This is a genomic window from Natronoarchaeum rubrum (assembly GCF_024494695.1).
Window position 1 is genome coordinate 68,015 of sequence record NZ_JANHDP010000001.1, and the last position, 19,236, is coordinate 87,250.

The following is a 19,236-nucleotide window of genomic DNA, read 5'->3' on the forward strand; positions in this document are numbered from 1 at the left end:
CGTTCTTCGTAGTCCGGCCCGTGACAGGACTCAGGTCGCACCGCCCGGCGGCGTCGGGAGGGGTGGCGCGATGTCGCTGATAGATCGGTTCTCGCGCGGGCTCTCGGCGACGTTTCTGTCCCGCGGCGTCAAGATGGTCGCCAACGCCGCGCTGCTGGTCGTCCTCGCGCGCTACCTGCTCTCGCCCGACGAGTACGGCCTGCTGTACCTGACCATCTCGATCGTCGGCGTCGCGCGGCTGTTCAGCGACCTCGGTCTCGGCCGTTCGACGGCCCGGTACGTCAACGAGTACAAGGACGACGACGACGGCGGCCAGCTCCACCACGTGCTCCGGATCGGCTTCACCGCCCGATTCGCGCTGGTCGTCGTCGCCGCGCTCGGACTGCTGATCGGCGGCGGGCTGATCGCGGATCTGGTCGGCCAGCCCGATCTCCGGCCGTATCTCGTCGTCGGCGCGCTGTACCTCGCGGCGATCTCGTTTCAGTCCTTTTTCAGCGTGCTGTTTCAGGGCTTCTCCCGGGTGACGCTGGCGGCCTGCGTCGGGATCACCAACAGCCTCGCCCGGGTCGTCTTCGCCGTCGGATTCGTGCTGCTCGGTCTGGGCGGCGTCGGCGCGCTGCTGGGCTACGTCGTCGCCGCCGCGCTCGCGGCGATCGTCGGCGCCGTGATCCTGTACACGCAGCTGTACGTCGACTACGAGCCGGACTCGGAGCGCGAGGAGGGGCTCCGTCGGCGTATTCTGGAGTACAGCGTCCCGCTGACGGCGACCCGGAGCGCCAACACGATCGACAAGCGCGTCGACACGATTCTCGTGGGGACGCTGGCCGGACCGGCGGCGGCGGGGTTCTACACGGTCGGCAAGCAGGTCTCGGCGTTTCTGGACGTGCCGGCGCGCTCGATCGGCTTCACGGTCTCGCCGGCCTACGGCGAGGAGAAAGCGAACGGCGAGTACGAGCGCGCCGCGCGGATGTACGAGGCGAGTCTCCGGTACGTCCTCCTGCTGTACGTCCCGGCGGCGACCGGCCTCCTGCTCGTCGCCGATCCGGGCATCACACTAGTGTTCGGTCAGGACTACGCGGCCGCGACGCTGGTCGTGCAGGTGATGAGCGTCTACGTCGTGTTCCAGGCGATCAACCTCGTGACGACCCAGGGCCTGGACTACCTCGGTCGGGCCCGCGAGCGCGCCATCGGCAAAGGGATCACGGCCGCGGGCAACGTCGTCCTCAATCTTCTGTTGATCCCGCCGTACGGCGCCGCCGGCGCCGCGATGGCGACGGTACTCACCTTCGGCTTCTACGTCGCGGGCAACGTTTACGTCATGCATACTGAACTTCCGCTACGCTGGGGACGACTGGTCCGGACCGCGGCGCAGGTGGTCGCGGTGTCGGCCGGCATGGCCCTCGGCGTCGCGCTCGTGATGCCCCGCGTCTCCTCGATGGCGTCGCTGATCGGCGTCATCGGACTCGGCGTTGCGATCTGGGTGGCGCTATCGATCGCGAGCGGTCTGCTCGACGTCGGCGAGGCGCGGACGGTGCTCTCGCGGATCACGTGACGCCGCTGTCGCCGGTTGAACGCTGGCGTCCCGCGCCCGCGAGATCTTGTTAGTTGGACAGTAAGATACATATTCAAACACAAGTAACTGCTAGGCAATCGGTGAGGCGTCCCCGCAACTCGGCGTCCTCCGACCGAGAGATCACACATGCAGTTCGATCCACTTTCAGCGGACGATCGCGCGGTCGCATCGATGCTCGGCATGACACTGCTGCTCGGCACGGCGGTCGTCGGCGCCGCGGTCGTCGGGGCGTTCGTCCTCGACGTCGGTGGTAGTCAAGAGACGGCGCCACAGGTCATCTGGGAGTGGGAAGAAACGCCCGACGGCCTGACGGTCCAGCACGACGGCGGCGACACGGTGATGCCCGGCGAAGTCCGAGTCGTCGGCGACGTCGACGCCGATCTCGTCGGTACGACACTCGACGATCAGAGCCTCTTCGGCGACGAGCCCATCTCGGCGGGCGACGAGGCGGCAATCGACGACTCGCGGCTATCCGGCGATACCGGGACTGTGGCGCTGGTCTGGACTTCCTCCGACGGCAGCCAGTCCGTCGTACTCTCGGAGTACGAGTACGACCTTCGATAGCGCGATTTCGACGCCCTCCTGGTCGTCGCGGCGGTAGCTCGTTTTCCCTGCCGATTTATTACGGTTGGTTCCGTGGACGGTGCCATGAATCGAGACACCGACACTGAGCGGGGCCAATCGGAGGTGATCGGCGTCGTGTTGCTCGTCGGCATCGTCGTGCTTCTGGCGGGACTCGCCGGACTCTTCATTTTCGACCTTTCGGACGACGAGCTCGAAACGGCGCCGCAGGTGAACTTCGAGGTCGACCAGTACGGGGACGATAACATGAAGGTGCGGCTGTACCACGACGGCGGTGACGTCATCACCGACACCGACGCGATCAACGTCACGGTAAACGGGACGAACGTGCTGGCCGAACAGGGTGTCAGCTTCGCGAACGCCGACGGCGAGATCGACTCGCAGACGGACGTGTTCTTCGCGAAGGACAGTTCCGGTACCGGGATCAATGCGAGCGACTCGACGATACCAGACTCCGAACCCGGCCTCGACGCCGGAACCGAAATCAAGATCGTCTGGAACCCGGAAGACGCGGACAATTCCGCAATCCTCTTCGAGTACGAGGTCGAATCTCGCAACTAACGCCCGGTTTCCGCCGGCAGCCCGCTCATGGCCAGCACTGACCCACAGCACTCCGACGAGTCGTTACCGATCTCGACCGCCCAGTTCGTCGCTCTGGTCGTCGGTCTGATCGTCGTCGGGACCGCGATCGGATTCGCCGCGTTCGTGCTCTTTGGCAACGCCGAGGAGCGTCCCGACACCGAGTTCGAGTTCGAGCAGTTCGGCGCCAGCGACCAGCAGGTCGCGATCACCAACGTCTCGGGCGAACGGATCGAGGACCCCGGGACCGTGGTCGTGTCGGTCGACGGCGAGCGCATCGGGAACAACAGCGGTCACGACTGGGCCAACAGCGAGAACGGCATCGGTCCCGGGAGCGCGGCCTACATCGGGTACAACGACTCCGTCGGGTACGTTCTGACCGACGACCGCTCGGATCCGCGTCTCCAGCGCGGCCTGCCGCCGGAGACCGAGATTCGGGTCGTCTGGCTCAGTGCGACCTCCGATAGCGCGGCCGAACTCGCCTCCTACGAGGTCGAACGCCGGGACGGGTGAGCCGGGAAACTATTAGATGTCTCCGGCGAGAGGTGGTCGATACGTCGGTCGGCGTCGTCCGGTTCGGACGGCGCCACCCTGCAGGAAGGTTCAATGTTACCGGACACGTTCGACGCCGATGGCCGAGCTAGCGCACAGGTGATCGGCGAGCTGTTGCTGGTAGTCGTGACGCTGATCGGCGCCGTGGTCGTCGGCGTCGTCGTGTTCGATTTCGACGATCGGTTTCTGGGCGAGGAGACGCCGACCGTCGAGATTCGGTTCACGTACGACGAAGCCAACGAGACGCTGACGGCTCAACACCGTTCCGGTCGGACGTTGCAGGGCGATCGCGTCGCGTTCGTCAGTGACAACGTCACGCTCGACACCTGGGGGAAGGAACCGAACGTGACCACCGGCGACGAGCTGACGATCTACGGCGTCCCGCCGGACCGGACGGTGATCGTGTACTGGCACGACGAAAACGGGAACCGCAACGAGCTACGGCGCTGGTACGGTCCCGCGGCCTAACGGCGGTCGACCGCGTCCGCGACGGCGCGAGCCGGCGCACTGATGCCGACGCGGACGGCGCTCAACGACCGCACGAACGCCGAGTGTGCGGTGCTGTTCAGCGTCGCCAGCACTCGCGACCGGTCCTCGCCGTCGTCGGCGAACGTCGGCCGTCGTTCGATCACCGCGTTGCACTCGGGGCAGCGCATGATCCGCCTGTCGCCGACGCTGCGACAGATCCAGTCGCCGGCCGGCGGGCTCCGGTGGTCGCAGTCCGGACAGCGGAGCGTCGCCTTTCGAGTCCCGTCGGGCGGTCGGGCGTCGGACGACTCGTCGGCGGTGTTCGTAGCGGGGTTCATTGATCGGACGTAGGTGCCAGCCGTTAGTAAGGGTAGCGACCGCGTCGGAACGATCGTGAGGGTCCTGCGGGTGGTATCGTCATCTTTACTTCGCGGCTACGGTAGTTCCACCATGGACCAGTTGAAGCGGTCGCTCCTCGACGCGCCGATCATCGAGAAAGACGGCTACCACTACTTCGTCCATCCGATCAGCGACGGCGTCCCGATGCTCGAACCCGAGCTGCTGCGGGAGATCGTCATCCGGATCATCCGCAAGGCCGACCTGGAAGACGTCGACAAGATCGTCACGCCCGCTGCGATGGGGATCCACATCTCGACGGCCGTCTCGCTGATGACGGACATCCCGCTGGTCGTCATCCGCAAGCGACAGTACGGCCTCGACGGCGAGGTCGCGCTGTTCCAGGAGACCGGCTACTCCGAGTCGGAGATGTACATCAACGACGTCTACGAGGGCGATCGCGTGCTCGTGCTCGACGACGTGCTCTCGACCGGCGGGACGCTCGAGGCGATCCTCGGCTCGCTCGAAGATATCGGCGCCGATGTCGTCGACGTCGTCGCAGTGATCAAGAAGGTCGGCGGCGAGAACGCCCTGGAATCGACGGACTACTCGGCCAAGACGCTGATCAACGTCGACGTTGAGGACGCCGAAGTCGTGATCGTCGACGAGCACGGCGACGGCTGAGCCGCGGCGATCCTGCCGTCAGTTGGCGGCTTCTTTCTCGCTTTCGGGCGTTTCGATCACGGACGGATCGAACTCCAGTAGCGTCTCGCCGCAGTCCTGACAGCTGGCGGTCGCGACCTCGTAGGACCGACAGCACGACTCGACGGTCTCCGTGCCGAGTTCCACGCGACCGGCACACAGCGGGCAGGTCTCGCGGAACGAACGCAGGGATTCGAGAATCTTGAGCCGCTGCTCGCGGGGGATGGCCGTCCAGCCGTCGGACTGTTCGCGAAGCGCGCGGTCGGCGGCGACGTCGGCGACGAGCGCGCCATCTGAGGGCCACTTGCGGAGGCGCTCGCGGACCTCGAACGCCGGGAACTCGGTCGTATCGCGTCCGGTCACCGACTCGGGATCGGCTTCGAACAGGGACGCCACCGCGGCGGCGTCCGGCGACTGCTCGCGGAACTGCTCGGTCTGCGCTTCGAGACGCGCGGTGAACTCGTCGGACAGGCAGAGGTCGTCCTCGCGCTCGCACGGCGCCACGACGTTGGCGTCGAGCAGAAACTGCTCGGGGTCGACGGCGTCCTGCCGTTCGGCGTCGGCGCCGCCCTCGCGCTCTCGTGTCGTCTGACCGTCGGCGGCCGGCTCAGCCTCGACGAACTGGGCGTCCTCGACGGGGTGTTTGTCGAACAGCGCGAGAACGCGATCCGGGAGGTATCGCTTGGTGAGCGTCGGCGTCCCCGGAACGAGATAGCCCCGGAAGTAGATCGCGCCCAGACAAGCGACGAGCAGCGACGCCGCGAGGCCGCCCGCCGCAGCGTCGCTGACCGCCGGCGCGGCGACGACGCCGACGATCGAACTCGCGGCGACGGCGATCCCGACGTTGAGGATCGTACACGGCGTACACCTGTTTTCGCCGGTGTACTTCGGCTTACGCAACCGACCGAGAACGGAGGCGTCGTCGCTGGCCATGGTCGTCGTTCGCCGAATGCCGTGAAAATAACTGTGGTCAGGGCTGCTCGTCCCTGCTCCGTCGCAACTCGCCACGCTCCCGACGGGCGTCCCTGAGCGCCAGCGCGACGGCGCCGACGCCGATCAGCGTCACGATCCCCGAGATCGCGGGGCCGACGAACGGAATCTGCGCCAGCAACCCGACGAGGATCAGTCCGACCAGCAGCGCGATCCAGCGGTTCCGGGCGCCGACGAGGCCGATCAGCCACGCGCCGACGGCGAAGCGACCGTACACCGTCGCGAACCAGACGTACAGCACGAACAGCAACGTTCCGGCCAGCGTCAGCGGAATGCCGACGACCGTGATCGCCAGCAGCGCCAGCAGTATCGGCACTCCCAGCAACACGAGCAGCCCGATGCCGACGCTCCCGAGAATCGACCCCGTCGCTCTGTCGGCGACGTCGCGCGCGAATCCGGGCGCCAGCGCGAGCAGGATGATCCCGAGCAGCAGGTTGATCAACAGTGCGTAGACCGCGAGAACCCACTCGAACGCCATCGGGTACTGGACCGGGCCGGCCACGACGCTGGCGTCCTGCACGATCTGGCCGCCGACCTGGGCCCCGCCGCTCTGTTCGAGTTCCCCGGCGTAGGTCAGGTCGCCGCCGATCCGCGCGTTCTCTCCGAGGAAGATCGATCCGGCGGCGATCTCGGCGTCCTCGGTCACGACGCCGTTGATCGACACGCCGCCCGCTGCGGCCGACAGCGACCCGTTGACTTGCCCCTCCGACCCGAGCCTGACGTTGCCGCCCGCCGCGTCGACGTCGCCGCCGACAGTCCCGTCGATCCGCAGGTCGCCGGTCACGGACTCGATATCGCCGGTCACGTCCCCGTCGACCGTCGCAGAACCGCCCACGACGGTCAGGTCGCCGTCGACGGTTCCGTCGACCACGACCGTTCCGCCGATCACCGTCAGTCCCTCGACGGTCTCGTTTTCCTCGATCACGACTGTTCCCCCCGTTCGCGTCTCCTGAGCGGCCGCTGCCCCCGGAACGACCACCAGCGAGACGAGGACCGCGACCGTCAGGATCGCCCACGCACGTTTCATGTCACGCGTTCGTACCCTCAAGGCGGGCAAGTAGTTACTCCAGAAGTCGTTTCGTACCCGACCGATCTGGCTGAGTTTACTTTCGGCTCGCAGACGGGTACTGCCCAGTCGGCTGGTCCGGGCCGTTCCGAGCGCTCTGTCCCGGTGTGATCGGCGCCGGTGTCGCTCTCCCGCGCCGCTCCGTGACGACGGCACGTCGCGCTCCGGCGCCGGTAGTGCGCCCGTACCGCGCCCCCTGTACGATGAATGCTAGCTTAAACCATCCCGAGGTTCGGACTCGCCGATCTCGGCCGGACCGCTCTCGGACAGCAGCTCTAAAAAATCGCCCGACGAGTCGCCGATGTCGGTTCGCGGATCGAACCTCCCTCGTCGGCGATACTAACTCTTTAGGAGCGCACGCCATGCTCGTCCCGGCCGTCGATCGAACTGATGACCGAGCACACTCTTCCCGAAACCCAGATCGGGTCCGAAGACGGCGACCGCGAGACTGACGCTGTCCTCCAGTCGCTCGCCGACCGTCGGCGCCGAGCCGCGCTGACACAGCTACTGGCCGCCCGCGGCTCCACGCCGGTCGACATCCTCGCGACGCGCGTCGCCGCCGCCGAAACCGGCGGTAAAGCTGTCGACGACGGGCACCGCCGCGACGTGGCGCTCGATCTTCGGCACGTTCACCTGCCCCACCTCGACGCCGTCGGTCTGATCGACCTGTCTGACGACGGCGCCATCGCGACGGAGCGCGCGGCGCGATTCGAGCGCGCTCTCGGCCTCGCGGCCGGCGTCGCCGACCCGGACGCCGCGATCGACGCGCTGGCCGACCGTCGGCGTCGCGCAGTCTTGCGCCACGTCGCCAGCAACGACGGCGCGATGGATCTCGACGCGCTGGCGACCCGCATCGCGGCCGAGTCCGGTGTCGACCGAGATGCCGCGGCGCTCGAACTCCACCACTGCCATCTGCCGAAACTCGACGACGCCGGATTTCTCGCGTACGACGCCGACGATCACCGGGTCGACGGTGTTGACGCGTTCCCGGTCGATGCCACGCTTCGCGATCTGATCGACTGGATGGGGCGGGACACCACTCGGTCTGCGGACGGCTCTCCGGACGGTCTCAGAAACATCCCGCTGTAATCGGGTTATCGGCGCCGTGTCGTAGTTTCGGGTCGGCTTCGTTCTCGCTGGTTTCGTGGGCTGGACGGGAGCGGACGGTGGATTTGAACCTCGGTCGTTTCCGTTCGCTCGCTGCGCTCGCGTTTCTCTCGTTCAAATCCACTCCGGACGATATTTGCCGAACTCAGCACTGCTCGACGATAAAACGTCTCGCAGTATCGAGTTCGGCAAAAGTATAGCGGGAGGTGGATTTGAACCACCGGTCTGCGGGTTATGAGCCCGCCGGAATCTCCTGGCTATCCCATCCCGCTACCATTTCGTACCGCCGTCCGCTAGTTAAGGGTTGCGTTTCGGGCGCCCTGTGGGGATTCCTACCGATGTACTCGCCAGGTGAAGTAGCTCTCGGCCAGGAAGTTCACCACGAAGCCACAGACGATTCCGACGCCGTTGGCCACCAGATACTGCACGTCGGCGTAGTACACCAGCAGCCAGAGGACGCTCGTGGCGACGACCAGTCCGCCGGTGCGAACCAGATTCGACGTGAGCAGTCGCCTGAGCAGCGGCCGATAGCCCGTTCGCCCCCACTCCGAGAACGTCCAGTGCTCGTTGACGACGAACATCACGATGATCGCGGTCTCGGCGCCGACTAGCTTGGCGAGTTCGGGTGGGACCCCGTGAAGCTCGACGAGCGCGATCAGGATCGTGAAATCGACCGTCGTCCCGGCCAGCCCGACCGTCGCGAACCGGAGGAACCGGCCGCTGTTGATCATCGCTCGAACCCGGTTCTGCAGAATCTGCAGCGTCGACCCCCCGGGCATCAGTCGGTAACGGTGGTACGGCGGCCCCGTATCGCCAGCGTGAGTTGGCGATCACGACACGTTCCACGTTCCTGACTCCGCATCGGACGTGATTCTCTGCCTTGCGGTGTTAAATCGTTCGGCCGTCGCGGAGTGCACAACGACTAACTGTTCGTCCGACGAGGCACGGGTATGACACGTCTCGCGCTCATCGCCCACGACGAGGAGAAACCCTCGATGATCGAGTTCGCACAGAACCACGAGCAGACGCTCTCGAACTTCGAGCTGCTCGCGACGGGAACGACCGGCAAGCGACTGATGGAAGAGACTGATCTGGAGGTCGAACGCAAGGAGTCGGGGCCGCTCGGCGGCGACATGATGATCGGCGCCGAGGTTGCCGAGGGGATCATCGACGGCATCATCTTCCTGCGGGATCCGCTGACCGCACAGCCCCACGAGCCCGACATCTCCGCGTTGCTGCGGGTCTGCGACGTCAAGGACATCCCGCTGGCGACGAACCGCTCGTCGGCCGAGTTTCTCATCGACGGCCTCGGGGACTGAGCGCTTCCCGCGAACCGCCGGGGTTCAGCCCGCTTTCTGGACGACCGTCACGTCGCCGGCGTCGAGGCGCTCGACGTCGAGGAAGTGGGGGATGTACTCGCGCCTGTCGTAGGCTTCGCGCTCGTCTTCGGTGCCGGCGACGCACCACAGCTGGACCTCTTCGGGGCCGTGCCAATCGCCGTTGCGGTTGATCTGGAACAGCGTCAGCTCCTCGCCGTCGACCTCAACGACGCCGTCCCGGCGGACGCCCGGATCCCCGGTGATGATGAGTCGCTTCATGGGCGGGGTTTCGGACGAACGCCAATTAAGCGCTTCGAGACTCGCACGCTTCGCTCCGGCGCGAGCGCGATCCGAACGACGCGCCGCTGGTCCGAACCAAACGCGTTTTAAGCGACCGTTGCCAACGTCGTCGCAAGGAGATCGATATCTATGGAGATGCCACGCCGATTCAACACGTACTGCCCGCACTGTAACGAGCACAACGAGCACGAGGTCGAGAAGGTCCGCCGCGGTCGTGAGACCGGTATGAAGTGGATCGACCGACAGGAGCGCCGCAACAAGGGCATCGGGAACGACGGTAAGTTCTCGAAGGTGCCCGGTGGCGACAAGCCCACCAAGAAGACCGACCTCAAGTACCGCTGCGGCGACTGCGGCAAGGCCCACCTCCGCGACGGATGGCGCGCCGGCCGCCTGACGTTCCAGGAGTGATCACAATGGCAGGAAACTACTTCAGCGTCGAGTGCCCGGATTGCGAGAACGAACAGGTCGTCTTCGGCAAGGCCTCCAGCGAGGTCGCCTGCGCCGTCTGCGGACACACGCTCGCGCGCCCCACCGGCGGCAAGGCCGCCTTCGAGGGCGAAGTTCTCGAAACGGTCGAGGCGCGGTGAACGCCCGCGAGGTGATCCCGAATGCAATATAGCGGCTGGCCCGAATCCGGCGAACTCGTGGTCGGCGAGGTCGACGAGATCGAGGACTTCGGCGTCTTCGTCGACCTCAAGGAGTACGAGGACAAGCGCGGCCTCACCCACATCAGCGAAGTCGCCTCCGGCTGGATCAAGAACGTCCGGGATCACGTCCGCGAGGGACAGACGGTCGTCGCCAAGGTGCTCGACGTCGACGAGGACGCCCAGCAGATCGACCTCTCGATCAAGGACGTCAACGACCACCAGCGCTCGGACAAGATCCAGGAGTGGAAAAACGAGCAGAAGGCCGACAACTGGATGCTCCTGGCGTTCGGCGAGGACGTCGACGACGACGAGTACGCCCGGGTCGCCAACGAACTCCTCGCGGAGTTCGGCAGCCTCTACGCCGGCTTCGAGGAGGCGGCGATCCACGGTCAGGAGGCGCTCGAACCGACCGAGCTCGACGACGACGATATCGACGCGCTCGTCGAGACGGCCCGCGAGAACGTCTCCGTGCCGTACGTCGACGTCACCGGCTACGTCGATCTCGAATGCGGCACCAGCGAGGGCGTCGACGCGATCAAGGAGGCGCTGCAGGCCGCCGAGGGCAACGGCGAAGTGCCCGACGAGGTCGACCTCGAAGTGACCTACGTCGGCTCGCCCGAGTACCGCATCAAGGTGCGAGCGCCCAACTACAAGACCGCCGAGTCCCAACTCGAGGAGAGCGCCGATCGAGCCATCGCGGCCATCGAGGAGATCGGCGGCACCGGCGGCTTCCACCGCGACCGGCGCACCGACGAGGAATGAAAGCCGACATCCGGGTGTGTTCGGCGTGGCACGAGCGCCACGATCGCCCGGTGTACACCCTTTCTACCGACTGTCCCGACTGCGGCGCCGACGCCGTCAACAGCGCGCCCGCGCCGTTCGATCCCGAGGATTCCTACGGGGAGTACCGACGCTCACTTAAGCGGCGCGACCGGGAGTAAGCCGTATGGACGAACTCGACATCGAGGCGGTCGCTGAGGCCGAACTGGACGATCCGGTGCTCGTCGAGGGGCTGCCCGGCGTCGGCCACGTCGGCAAGCTCGCCGCCGAGCACGTGCTCGAAGAGCTCGATAGCACGCTCGTGCGCCGGGTCTACTCGGAACACTTCCCGCCGCAGGTCGAGGTGGGTGACGACGGCGTCGCCGAGCTCACCAGCGCGGAGTTCCACGCCGTCGAGACCGAGGGTCGGGACCTGCTCGTGCTCACGGGCGACAACCAGGCCCAGAGCAACGAGGGCCACTACCGGCTGACCGACGCCTTCCTCGACGTCGCCGAGGACTTTGACGTCGCCGAGGTGTACGCGCTCGGCGGCGTCCCGACGGGCGAGCTCATCGAGGAGTACGACGTGCTCGGCGCCGCCACCGACGAGTCGCTCGTCGAGGCGCTCGAAGGCCACGGCGTCGAGTTCCGCGAGGACGAGCCCGCCGGCGGTATCGTCGGCGTCAGCGGCCTCCTGCTCGGGCTGGGCGAGCGTCGCGGCGTCGACGCGGCCTGTCTGATGGGCGAGACCAGCGGCTACCTCGTCGATCCCAAGAGCGCCCAGGCCGTCCTTGAAATCCTGCAGGACCAACTCGAGTTCGAGGTCGACTTCGCCGACCTGGAGGACCGCGCCGAGGAGATGGAGGAGGTCATCGGCAAGATCCAGGAGATGGAACAGCAACAACAGCCCAACGTCCCGAGCGACGACGACCTGCGCTACATCGGCTGAGAGCCCTCGCTCCCTTCGGTCGCTCACGGCGTTCGTTCGCCTTTGTGTTTCCCAGAACCGCACAGCACTGCCCACGGAACCGTACCGCGCAGCGACGGCGACCGCACCGCGGGCCTGCCCTTCCCCCGGTTCGCGCGAGCGAAGCGAGTGCGAGCTCGGAAGATCAAAGCTCTTCCGGTGGCGCGGCCCGAGCGCCGCGCCCGGCCATTCGGCTGTCGAACGACCGTCTGGCGTAACACGTTCCTTCGGTCACATACCACGGATTATATTATTCCGAGGGGTGAGTGTGGCACCATGGACCGCGTTGCAGTCATCGGCGCCTCGATGACGAAGTTCGGGCAGCGCGACGCCTGGATCAGGGAACTCCTCTCGCAGGCGGCCGAGGAGTGTCTCGACGACGCCGGCGTCGCCCCCGACGAGATCGAGCACCTGTACGTATCGAACATGGCCAGCGGCGAGTTCGAGGGCCAGGGCGGCGTCCCGAACCTGCTCGCCCACGACATCGGGGCGATTCCCGCCTACACCGAGCGCATCGACCAGACCAGCTCCAGCGGCGGCGCGGGCATCTACGCCGCGTGGCGCTCGATCGCTAGCGGCGCCAGCGACATGACGCTGCTGGTCGGCGGGGAGAAGATGACCCACAAGACGACCGCCGAGGCGACCGACATCATCGCCTCGATCACCCATCCGGCGGAGTACAAGCACGGCCTGACGCTGCCGAGCTTCGCGGGGATGACCGCCCGCAGATATCTTCACAAGTACGACGCACCCCGCGAGAGTCTCGCGAAGGTCGCCGTGAAGAACCACAAGAACGGCGTCGACAACCCCAACGCGCAGTTCCAGAAGGAGATCGACGTCGAGACGGCGCTGGACTCGCCGATCATCGCCGACCCGCTCCGGCTGTACGACTTCTGCCCGATCACGGACGGCAGCGCGGCGCTGCTGTTCTGCCCCGAGTCGGTCGCCGAGGAGTACGCCGACGAGTACGCGGTGATCAGCGGCATCGGCGGCGCGACCGACACCCACGTCGTCCACGAGCGCGACGACCCCACGGTCATGAACGGCGTCGTCGACAGCGGCGAGCAGGCCTACGAGATGGCCGGCCTGGGTCCCGAGGACATCGAGGTCGCCGAACTGCACGACATGTTCACCATCCTTGAGTTCCTCCAGATGGAGGGGCTGGGCTTCGCCGAGCAGGGCGAGGCCTGGAAGGAGATGGACAAGGGGACCACCGAGCGCGACGGCGAACGCCCGATCAACACCTCCGGCGGGCTCAAGTCCAAGGGCCACCCGCTGGGCGCCAGCGGCGTCGCCCAGGCCGTCGAGATCTACGAGCAGATGGTCGGCGAGGCCGGCCCGCGGCAGGTCGACGCCGACGTCGGGCTGACGTGTAACGTCGGCGGGTTCGGCAACTGCGTCATCACCGCAATCATGGAGGCAGCAGAATGAGCGAGCACGACGACGCACCACCGATGGAAGCACAGCGCTACGAGGACGGCTCGATCTCGTACCCGACCCACCCGCGGAGTCTGGGCGGCGCCGAGGCAGTCGAGACGATCGACCTCAGCGAGCACACCGCCGAGGTGATCACCTGGACGGAAAGCACCGCGACGCCGCCGGGCGTCCGCGAACCGAACACGATCGCGATCGTCGAGTTCGAGATCGACGGCGAATCGGTGCGCGCGGTTGGCCAGGTCGCCGAGGACGCCGAGGTGGAGATCGGCGACGAAGTCGAACCCGTCTACGCCGCGGAGCTCCGCGATCCCGAGGTCGGCATCAAAGAGCCCGAGAGCCAGGAGTGGGACGGGTACCGCTTCCAGCCTGTCCAGTGAGCGCGACGGCGCGAACAACAGGCTGGGAGTGGAGGTTTCGACCGACACAGTGAGCGCGTCGGCGCGAACAGTGGGTTCGGACCGAAGATGAGAGCCTGTCCAGTGAGCGCGCCGGCGAGTTACTTCCGCCCGCGCAACATTTTATTGGCGGCGCGCAGAAGCCGTTCGTATGACCGACACGACCGAGCGGGGGCTGATACTGCAGGACCTCGTGCTCGCCGCCTCGAACCTCTTCATCTTCCTCCTGCTGGACGGGACGCTGTCGGCGACCGGTCAGTGGTGGATCGCCGCGGTGATCGCGCTCGTCAGCGGCGGTCTGTTCGCCGCGGCGGATCGAAGCCGCGTAGGGCTGTGGGCGCTGTTCGTCGCCGGTGTGGCAGCTATGGGCGGGATCGTCTGGATGACGACACTCGACGCGCACCCCGTTGGCGCCTTCACGAGGCTCTTTCTCGGCCTCGCGCTCGGCTTAGGTGGCAACAGATTCGTCTTCGGCGTCGTTCGGCCGGTACCGGACTACCGGCGTCGACGCCAAGCGCGTGCCGAGTGATCGGGTGGGAATCGGACAAAGCGGCGTTTGACCTTCGCACACGTTTTTCAGGACAGCACGAGATGCGTCTGTCAATGGCTCGATCCGACGTTCGCAGGCAGTCCGGGTGGTTGCGCCGTGCGTAGACGAACGTGTCTCGCGGCGCTCGGGACCGCGGGCGCGAGTGCGCTCGCCGGCTGTGGCACCGTTCGCTCGGAGACCGCGCTCTCGTCGCCGACTGTTCACGCCGACTCGGAGCGTCGAAAGAGCCTGCAGTTCGCGGCCGACGGCGAGGAGATCGGGTCGATCGGCGCCGACGGCGCGGTCTCGGACGGCCGGATCGAGCTCTCGACCGAAATCTGGCACCGGGAGGGAACGTCCGTCGAATCGATCGAACTGCACGTCTGGATGCCGCCGGCGCCGGAGGGGACGCCCGCGGAGGTCGCCCTCGCCTCGCCGGTGCAGGGCGACTCGTCGCCGCCGCCGGCCGTTACTCTCTCGACGTCTCGCGACGAGCCCGGTGCTATCATCGAGATCGACGACCTCGACGATCTCGCGGACGAGACGATCAGCACGATCGATCTCGTCGTCACGCCGGGCTACGATCGCGCGACGGCGCTCGTGATCGACAGCACGATCGAGTTAGACAGCACAGCACTGCTCGACGGCGGCTACGAACTCGACGGCCAGCTCGAACTGGAGTTCCCGGCGCTCGGTCAGCAATAGAGTTCCGCCACCGCCCTCTCACTCGTCTTCGTCGTCCTCGTCGCCTTCGTCATCGTTGTACTGGTCCTTGATTGACCGCAGCTCGGCGTCGACGTCGACCTGCGGGCCAACGTCCTCGTCGTCGGTTCCGTCGTCCGCACCGTCGGTGTCGTCGTTCTTCCCGTCGTCGGACGCCGAAATCCCGGCGTCGCGCTCGCTTCCGGCCTCGCGGTCGTTCTCGCGCTCGCGACGCCGCTGTTCGGCGACCGTTCCTTCGGCGTCTCGGACCTGCGCTTCGAGGTCGGCCCGGAGCTCGCGCGCTTCGGTGAGAATTTCGCGGGCCGTCTCCTCGCGCGGAAGTGAGCCCTCCTCGACGGCGGTCTGCAGGTCGTCCAGCGCGTCGTCGAGGCGATCGAGCGTCTCGCGGCCGACCCGGCCGGCGCCCTCGCGGACGACGCGGCCGCCTTCCCGGGCTCGATCGGCTGCCTCCTCGCCCTGCTCGCGCGCGCGGCGTTCCGTCTCGGCGAGCCGGATCGCTTTCTGGACGGCTTCGAGCAGCTTGATGTTGACCTCCAGGATCGCGATCGTCGCCGGAATGGCGACTTCGTCGGTGAAGCGGAGTACCTCGCGGGGCGTGGGCGGGCGGGGCAGTCCGAAGGGACCGCGTGGCGGGCGCTGACGGGGACCAACCTCGTCGCGGAGCTCGCGCAGCGAGTCGGCGAGATCGCCGGCAGTGCGGGCGAGGTCTTCGTCGCGGGAGTCGCGCCTGTCGCTCATGCTATCGCGTTGGCGGCCGCGTAACAAAAAGTGGGCGGGTCGCAGCGTGCGGTCGGCGGCGCGCTCGGTCACCGGGGCGCTCGGCGCCGATCAGTCGTCGTCGTCGCTCGCGCTCGCGCCGGCGAGGATCTCGTCGACGTCGGCGTGGTCGGCCAGCAGCGCGCGCATGCGCTCGACGGTGGTCGCGTCTCGGGTCCGGCCCTCGCTGACGACGTTTTCGGCGCGGTCGATCGTGGTCAGCGTGTCGGTCTGGACGACCAGGATCGGGACGCCCTTCTCCTCGGCCTTGCCGACGACGGCGCCCGAGGGGCGGTGGCCGCCGGTGAGGATCAGGCACTCGACGCCCGGCGCCTGCAGCGCGGTCGTCTGGATGTCCGAGCGGTCGCCGCCGGTGATCACCGCGGCGTCGCGGGTGCGCCGGAAGTGCCGGAGCGCGGCGTCGCTGCCCATCGCGCCGACGCTGAACCGCTCGACGTAGGCGTCGGTCGGCACGTCGGTCAGCACGTCGGCGCCGAGTTCGTCCGCGAGGTCGGCGACGGTGATCCCCGCCAGATCCTGCTCGCGGGGCAGGGCGCCGAAGACGGGCACGCCCTCGCCTTCGAGGAACGGCGCGACGTCGGTTTCGAGCGTGTCGAACGCGTCGTCGCTGACGGCGTTAAAGAGGACGCCCGAGAGCCGGTCCTCGAGGTGTCGCGCCGCCGCCAGCACGTCGTCGACGTCGCCGGGCTGTCCGTAGCCGGCGAGCAGCAGCACCTCGGCGTCGAGCCGCTCGGCGACGTCGGCGTCGGTCAGGTCGACGATGCCGCCGGTCGTCAGCGAGCCGCCGCCCTCGATGATCATCAGGTCCCGGCCGGCAGACAGCGAGTCGAAGTGCTCGGTGATCTGCTGGTGGAGATCTTCGGCCGACTCCTGGCCGCGGATCGCCTGCTCGATAAAGGTCGGCGAGTAGACGACCGGCTCGAGCTCGTGCATCTCGGCGTCGAGATCGAGCAGTTCGCGGGCGAGCATGGGATCCTCGTCGAGCGTCTTGCCGACGCGGCTGCGCAGGCGGGTTCCCTTGGGTTTCATGTAGCCGACGTCGAGGCCGCGCTCCTGGGCCAGCAGCCCGAGCGCCACCGAGACGGCGGTCTTGCCGGTGCCTTCTTCGGTCGAAGTGACGAGTAGCGTCTTGGTCATAGTTCGTCTTTGTCAACGGTGAGTCGAAGGTCGATCGCCTGTACGCCGTCGGGGCCCGCCACGAGCGGGTTCACGTCGAGTTCGAGGATCGCCGGGAAGTCCGTCGCGAGCTGGGAAAGCCGCTGGAGCGTCTCGACGACCGAATCCAGATCGGCGGGCGTCCGGCCCCGGGCGCCCCGGAGCAGCGGCGCCGCCTGGATGTCGTCGATCATCTCGCGGGCCTCGGGCTCGCTGATCGGCGCGATCTTCACGGTGGTGTCTTCCAGCACCTCCACGAAGATCCCGCCAAGTCCAAAGAGGACCATCGGGCCGAACTGCGGGTCGCGGTTCAGCCCGACGATCGTCTCGGTGCCCTCGTCCAGATCTGCCATCTCCTGGACCTGGACGCCGATGATCGAGGCGTCGGGCTGGTAGTTGCGCGCCCGGGTGATCAGGTCCTCGTAGGCGTCGTAGACGTCGTCGGTCTCGACGCCGACCTTCACGCCGCCGATGTCGGACTTGTGGAGGATGTCCGGCGAGACGATCTTCATCACCACGTCGCCCTCGATCCCCTCGGCGACCGACTCGGCTTCGTCCGGCGAGTCGACGACCGCGCCTTCCGGCGTCGGGACGCCGTACGCGTCGAGCAGCTCCATCGCCTCGACGCCGAGACTGTTGTCGTTGCGCCCCTCGACGCGCTCGAGGATCTCGCGGGCGCGCTCGCGATCCACGTCGAACTCGCGGGGCGGCTCGTGAGCGCGCTCGCTGATGTCGCGGTACTCCGAGAGCGCGCCGACGCTCCGAATCGCCCGCGCCGGATCGAAGTAGTTCGGGACGCCGCTGTCCTGGAGTTTCTTCGCGGCGGCCTCGGTGCTCTCGCCGCCCATCAGCGCCGCGACGATCGGCGCGTCGTGCTCCTCGCGAGCCTCGGCGACGATGTCGGCCAGTTCCTCGAAGTCCAGCACCGCCGTCGGTGCCGCGACGATCACGGCCGCGCCGACGCCGCGGTCCTCGAGCGCGATGTCGAGGGCCTCGCGGAACCGCTCGGCGGGCGCGTCGCCCAGCACGTCGACGGGATTGTAGATGTTGCCCTCGTCGGGCAGCATCTCGCCGTACGTTTCGAGGGTCTCGTCCGAGAAGTCGGCGAGGTCGAGCCGCGAGTCGCCGATCGCGTCGGTCGTCATCACGCCCGGGCCGCCGGCGTTGGTGATCACGGCCACGTCGTCGCGCTCGGGCGTAGGCTGGTCCGAGAGCATCCGGGCGTAGTCGAACATCTCCTCGACAGTATCGACTCGGAGGACGCCCGACTGGTCGAGCCCGGCCTCGTAGGCCTGCTCGCTGCCGGCGATCGTCCCAGTGTGGGAGGACGCCGCCTGCGCGCCGGCCTCGGTGCGGCCGGACTTGACCAGCACGATCGGGGTGTCCTCGGCGACCTCGCGGGCGGTGTCGATGAACTCACGCCCGTGGTCGATCCCTTCGAGGTAGCCGATGATCACGTCGGTGTCGGGGTCGTCGCCCCACTCCCGGATGAAGTCCGTCTCGTCGAGGACGGCCTCGTTACCGAGCGAGACGACGTCCTTGAACCCCAGATCGTGGTCGTTGGCCCAGTCGAGCACCGCCGTGATGAACGCGCCCGACTGGCTCATAAAGGAGATCGATCCCGACTCGGCGTTTTCCGGGCCGAACGTCGCGTTCAGTCCGTTCGGCGTACTCATGATGCCGATGCTGTTGGGGCCGACGAGGTTCATGTCGTACTCCTCGGCGACCTCGATCAGGTCGCGCTCGCGCGCGGCGCCCTCGCTGCCGGTCTCGCTGAACCCGGCGGTGATGACGACGACGTCGTCGACGCCCTGCTCGCCCGCTTCGCGGACGGCGTCGACCACGATCCCCGGCGGCACGACCACCACCGCGAGGTCGACGGGCGGCGCGCTCGCCACTGATTCGTAGCAGTCGAGTCCCAGCACCGCGTCGCGGTTCGGGTTTATCGGAACGACGTCGCCGTCGAAGTCGGCCTGCAGGTTGGTCAGGATCGCCCGGCCGACCGATCCCTCCCTGTCTGTAGCGCCGACTACGGCCACGCGCTCCGGCCCGAACAGGTCCGATAACGCTCCCATCGCTAGTCGATGCTGAGGATATCCACTACAAAAAGCACCCCGACCTCTCTCGGGATATAAGAATGTCGAACCCATCGCGCAACTATTTTGCCCATCGGGCGTCATGGGCGGGAAATAGTTCACATTCGTTCACACGGGTTCCGGGGGCGGTCGAGGATTCGAGCGACGACGCGGCGGCGTCGGCGTCCCGCCGAGCGA

25 protein-coding genes and 1 tRNA gene are annotated in these 19,236 nt (G+C 67.2%); 17 read left to right on the top strand and 9 right to left on the bottom strand.

All coding sequences use genetic code 11. From position 1 onward, the window contains the following. Nucleotides 1-70 precede the first annotated feature (70 nt). From NO931_RS00375 to NO931_RS00395, 5 genes are all read left to right on the top strand, one after another. Complete coding sequence (locus NO931_RS00375) at nucleotides 71-1,552, top strand: oligosaccharide flippase family protein (RefSeq protein ID WP_256390636.1); 1,482 nt, start codon at nucleotides 71-73, stop codon at nucleotides 1,550-1,552. 147 nt (nucleotides 1,553-1,699) lie between these two features. Then, the gene (locus tag NO931_RS00380) at nucleotides 1,700-2,137 is read left to right on the top strand and encodes a type IV pilin domain-containing protein (protein ID WP_256390637.1); all 438 of its coding nucleotides are present in this window, start codon (nucleotides 1,700-1,702) and stop codon (nucleotides 2,135-2,137) included. A gap of 84 nt (nucleotides 2,138-2,221) precedes the next feature. Then, nucleotides 2,222-2,716, top strand: coding sequence for a type IV pilin domain-containing protein (locus NO931_RS00385; RefSeq protein ID WP_256390638.1), 495 nt, complete (start codon nucleotides 2,222-2,224; stop codon nucleotides 2,714-2,716). Between the two features lie 27 nt (nucleotides 2,717-2,743). Next, nucleotides 2,744-3,247 (top strand): hypothetical protein, encoded by a 504-nt coding sequence (locus NO931_RS00390; RefSeq protein ID WP_256390639.1) that lies wholly within the window; start codon nucleotides 2,744-2,746, stop codon nucleotides 3,245-3,247. 93 nt (nucleotides 3,248-3,340) lie between these two features. Further along, the gene (locus NO931_RS00395; protein ID WP_256390640.1) at nucleotides 3,341-3,754 is read left to right on the top strand and encodes a type IV pilin domain-containing protein; all 414 of its coding nucleotides are present in this window, start codon (nucleotides 3,341-3,343) and stop codon (nucleotides 3,752-3,754) included. Here the strand turns inward: NO931_RS00395 and NO931_RS00400 are convergent. Continuing rightward, nucleotides 3,751-4,092 (bottom strand): DUF8106 domain-containing protein, encoded by a 342-nt coding sequence (locus NO931_RS00400; RefSeq protein ID WP_256390641.1) that lies wholly within the window; start codon nucleotides 4,090-4,092, stop codon nucleotides 3,751-3,753. The genes NO931_RS00395 and NO931_RS00400 overlap by 4 nt on opposite strands. Before the next feature lie 112 nt (nucleotides 4,093-4,204). On the opposite strand from NO931_RS00400, the gene hpt reads away from it, so the two are divergent. Beyond that, nucleotides 4,205-4,774, top strand: coding sequence for a hypoxanthine/guanine phosphoribosyltransferase (gene hpt / locus NO931_RS00405; RefSeq protein WP_256390642.1), 570 nt, complete (start codon nucleotides 4,205-4,207; stop codon nucleotides 4,772-4,774). 18 nt (nucleotides 4,775-4,792) lie between these two features. Here the strand turns inward: hpt and NO931_RS00410 are convergent, their stop codons facing one another. Then, nucleotides 4,793-5,725 (bottom strand): DUF8054 domain-containing protein, encoded by a 933-nt coding sequence (locus NO931_RS00410; RefSeq protein WP_256390643.1) that lies wholly within the window; start codon nucleotides 5,723-5,725, stop codon nucleotides 4,793-4,795. Between the two features lie 37 nt (nucleotides 5,726-5,762). After that, on the bottom strand, nucleotides 5,763-6,809 hold the full coding sequence (locus NO931_RS00415) for a DUF8173 domain-containing protein (RefSeq protein WP_256390644.1): 1,047 nt from the start codon (nucleotides 6,807-6,809) through the stop codon (nucleotides 5,763-5,765). 429 nt (nucleotides 6,810-7,238) lie between these two features. Here NO931_RS00415 and NO931_RS00420 point away from each other — a divergent pair, with 429 nt between their 5' ends. Continuing rightward, nucleotides 7,239-7,937 (top strand): DUF7344 domain-containing protein, encoded by a 699-nt coding sequence (locus NO931_RS00420; protein WP_256390645.1) that lies wholly within the window; start codon nucleotides 7,239-7,241, stop codon nucleotides 7,935-7,937. Between the two features lie 215 nt (nucleotides 7,938-8,152). Here the strand turns inward: NO931_RS00420 and NO931_RS00425 are convergent. After that, nucleotides 8,153-8,227 (bottom strand) — tRNA-Met (locus NO931_RS00425). 60 nt (nucleotides 8,228-8,287) lie between these two features. Next, nucleotides 8,288-8,686, bottom strand: a complete 399-nt coding sequence (locus tag NO931_RS00430) for a GtrA family protein (RefSeq protein ID WP_256390646.1) — start codon at nucleotides 8,684-8,686, stop codon at nucleotides 8,288-8,290. 219 nt (nucleotides 8,687-8,905) lie between these two features. Here NO931_RS00430 and NO931_RS00435 point away from each other — a divergent pair, with 219 nt between their 5' ends. Beyond that, a complete protein-coding gene (locus NO931_RS00435) occupies nucleotides 8,906-9,274 on the top strand; it encodes a methylglyoxal synthase (RefSeq protein ID WP_256390647.1) in 369 nt (122 codons plus the stop codon). A 24-nt stretch (nucleotides 9,275-9,298) separates the two neighbouring features. Here NO931_RS00435 and NO931_RS00440 read toward each other — a convergent pair whose 3' ends face one another. After that, the gene (locus tag NO931_RS00440) at nucleotides 9,299-9,553 is read right to left on the bottom strand and encodes an HAH_0734 family protein (protein ID WP_256390648.1); all 255 of its coding nucleotides are present in this window, start codon (nucleotides 9,551-9,553) and stop codon (nucleotides 9,299-9,301) included. A gap of 150 nt (nucleotides 9,554-9,703) precedes the next feature. Here NO931_RS00440 and NO931_RS00445 point away from each other — a divergent pair, with 150 nt between their 5' ends. The 9 genes from NO931_RS00445 to NO931_RS00485 all read left to right on the top strand — a co-directional run bounded on the left by NO931_RS00445 (nucleotide 9,704) and on the right by NO931_RS00485 (nucleotide 15,013). Then, nucleotides 9,704-9,982 (top strand): 50S ribosomal protein L44e, encoded by a 279-nt coding sequence (locus NO931_RS00445; RefSeq protein WP_256390649.1) that lies wholly within the window; start codon nucleotides 9,704-9,706, stop codon nucleotides 9,980-9,982. 5 nt (nucleotides 9,983-9,987) lie between these two features. Beyond that, on the top strand, nucleotides 9,988-10,161 hold the full coding sequence (locus tag NO931_RS00450) for a 30S ribosomal protein S27e (protein ID WP_256390650.1): 174 nt from the start codon (nucleotides 9,988-9,990) through the stop codon (nucleotides 10,159-10,161). 21 nt (nucleotides 10,162-10,182) lie between these two features. Further along, nucleotides 10,183-10,983, top strand: a complete 801-nt coding sequence (locus NO931_RS00455) for a translation initiation factor IF-2 subunit alpha (protein ID WP_256390651.1) — start codon at nucleotides 10,183-10,185, stop codon at nucleotides 10,981-10,983. Next, nucleotides 10,980-11,162 (top strand): RNA-protein complex protein Nop10, encoded by a 183-nt coding sequence (locus NO931_RS00460; protein ID WP_256390652.1) that lies wholly within the window; start codon nucleotides 10,980-10,982, stop codon nucleotides 11,160-11,162. Before NO931_RS00455 ends, NO931_RS00460 begins: the two co-directional genes overlap by 4 nt. A 5-nt stretch (nucleotides 11,163-11,167) precedes the next feature. Then, entirely contained in the window at nucleotides 11,168-11,929 is a 762-nt protein-coding gene (locus tag NO931_RS00465; protein WP_256390653.1) for a proteasome assembly chaperone family protein, read from the top strand. A gap of 294 nt (nucleotides 11,930-12,223) precedes the next feature. Continuing rightward, nucleotides 12,224-13,378 (top strand): thiolase family protein, encoded by a 1,155-nt coding sequence (locus NO931_RS00470; protein WP_256390654.1) that lies wholly within the window; start codon nucleotides 12,224-12,226, stop codon nucleotides 13,376-13,378. Next, nucleotides 13,375-13,761, top strand: coding sequence for an OB-fold domain-containing protein (locus NO931_RS00475; RefSeq protein ID WP_256390655.1), 387 nt, complete (start codon nucleotides 13,375-13,377; stop codon nucleotides 13,759-13,761). Before NO931_RS00470 ends, NO931_RS00475 begins: the two co-directional genes overlap by 4 nt. A gap of 169 nt (nucleotides 13,762-13,930) precedes the next feature. Further along, nucleotides 13,931-14,308 (top strand): hypothetical protein, encoded by a 378-nt coding sequence (locus tag NO931_RS00480; protein WP_256390656.1) that lies wholly within the window; start codon nucleotides 13,931-13,933, stop codon nucleotides 14,306-14,308. A gap of 117 nt (nucleotides 14,309-14,425) precedes the next feature. Next, nucleotides 14,426-15,013 (top strand): DUF8121 family protein, encoded by a 588-nt coding sequence (locus tag NO931_RS00485; protein WP_256390657.1) that lies wholly within the window; start codon nucleotides 14,426-14,428, stop codon nucleotides 15,011-15,013. 18 nt (nucleotides 15,014-15,031) lie between these two features. Here NO931_RS00485 and NO931_RS00490 read toward each other — a convergent pair whose 3' ends face one another. From NO931_RS00490 to NO931_RS00500, 3 genes are all read right to left on the bottom strand, one after another. Then, nucleotides 15,032-15,769, bottom strand: coding sequence for a DUF7547 family protein (locus tag NO931_RS00490; RefSeq protein WP_256390658.1), 738 nt, complete (start codon nucleotides 15,767-15,769; stop codon nucleotides 15,032-15,034). Nucleotides 15,770-15,859: 90 nt separating this feature from the next. After that, complete coding sequence (locus NO931_RS00495; RefSeq protein WP_256390659.1) at nucleotides 15,860-16,945, bottom strand: phosphotransacetylase family protein; 1,086 nt, start codon at nucleotides 16,943-16,945, stop codon at nucleotides 15,860-15,862. Further along, nucleotides 16,942-19,038: an acetate--CoA ligase family protein gene (locus tag NO931_RS00500; RefSeq protein WP_256390660.1), complete on the bottom strand. Its 2,097-nt coding sequence runs from the start codon at nucleotides 19,036-19,038 to the stop codon at nucleotides 16,942-16,944. Before NO931_RS00500 ends, NO931_RS00495 begins: the two co-directional genes overlap by 4 nt. Nucleotides 19,039-19,236 lie beyond the last annotated feature (198 nt).

Coding starts and splice junctions, on each gene's coding strand:
- NO931_RS00375 (WP_256390636.1), top strand. CDS start 71: ATGTCGCTGATAGATCGGTTCTCGCGCGGGCTCTCGGCGACGTTTCTG.
- NO931_RS00380 (WP_256390637.1), top strand. CDS start 1,700: ATGCAGTTCGATCCACTTTCAGCGGACGATCGCGCGGTCGCATCGATG.
- NO931_RS00385 (WP_256390638.1), top strand. CDS start 2,222: ATGAATCGAGACACCGACACTGAGCGGGGCCAATCGGAGGTGATCGGC.
- NO931_RS00390 (WP_256390639.1), top strand. CDS start 2,744: ATGGCCAGCACTGACCCACAGCACTCCGACGAGTCGTTACCGATCTCG.
- NO931_RS00395 (WP_256390640.1), top strand. CDS start 3,341: ATGTTACCGGACACGTTCGACGCCGATGGCCGAGCTAGCGCACAGGTG.
- NO931_RS00400 (WP_256390641.1), bottom strand. CDS start 4,092: ATGAACCCCGCTACGAACACCGCCGACGAGTCGTCCGACGCCCGACCG.
- hpt (WP_256390642.1), top strand. CDS start 4,205: ATGGACCAGTTGAAGCGGTCGCTCCTCGACGCGCCGATCATCGAGAAA.
- NO931_RS00410 (WP_256390643.1), bottom strand. CDS start 5,725: ATGGCCAGCGACGACGCCTCCGTTCTCGGTCGGTTGCGTAAGCCGAAG.
- NO931_RS00415 (WP_256390644.1), bottom strand. CDS start 6,809: ATGAAACGTGCGTGGGCGATCCTGACGGTCGCGGTCCTCGTCTCGCTG.
- NO931_RS00420 (WP_256390645.1), top strand. CDS start 7,239: ATGACCGAGCACACTCTTCCCGAAACCCAGATCGGGTCCGAAGACGGC.
- NO931_RS00430 (WP_256390646.1), bottom strand. CDS start 8,686: ATGATCAACAGCGGCCGGTTCCTCCGGTTCGCGACGGTCGGGCTGGCC.
- NO931_RS00435 (WP_256390647.1), top strand. CDS start 8,906: ATGACACGTCTCGCGCTCATCGCCCACGACGAGGAGAAACCCTCGATG.
- NO931_RS00440 (WP_256390648.1), bottom strand. CDS start 9,553: ATGAAGCGACTCATCATCACCGGGGATCCGGGCGTCCGCCGGGACGGC.
- NO931_RS00445 (WP_256390649.1), top strand. CDS start 9,704: ATGGAGATGCCACGCCGATTCAACACGTACTGCCCGCACTGTAACGAG.
- NO931_RS00450 (WP_256390650.1), top strand. CDS start 9,988: ATGGCAGGAAACTACTTCAGCGTCGAGTGCCCGGATTGCGAGAACGAA.
- NO931_RS00455 (WP_256390651.1), top strand. CDS start 10,183: ATGCAATATAGCGGCTGGCCCGAATCCGGCGAACTCGTGGTCGGCGAG.
- NO931_RS00460 (WP_256390652.1), top strand. CDS start 10,980: ATGAAAGCCGACATCCGGGTGTGTTCGGCGTGGCACGAGCGCCACGAT.
- NO931_RS00465 (WP_256390653.1), top strand. CDS start 11,168: ATGGACGAACTCGACATCGAGGCGGTCGCTGAGGCCGAACTGGACGAT.
- NO931_RS00470 (WP_256390654.1), top strand. CDS start 12,224: ATGGACCGCGTTGCAGTCATCGGCGCCTCGATGACGAAGTTCGGGCAG.
- NO931_RS00475 (WP_256390655.1), top strand. CDS start 13,375: ATGAGCGAGCACGACGACGCACCACCGATGGAAGCACAGCGCTACGAG.
- NO931_RS00480 (WP_256390656.1), top strand. CDS start 13,931: ATGACCGACACGACCGAGCGGGGGCTGATACTGCAGGACCTCGTGCTC.
- NO931_RS00490 (WP_256390658.1), bottom strand. CDS start 15,769: ATGAGCGACAGGCGCGACTCCCGCGACGAAGACCTCGCCCGCACTGCC.
- NO931_RS00495 (WP_256390659.1), bottom strand. CDS start 16,945: ATGACCAAGACGCTACTCGTCACTTCGACCGAAGAAGGCACCGGCAAG.
- NO931_RS00500 (WP_256390660.1), bottom strand. CDS start 19,038: ATGGGAGCGTTATCGGACCTGTTCGGGCCGGAGCGCGTGGCCGTAGTC.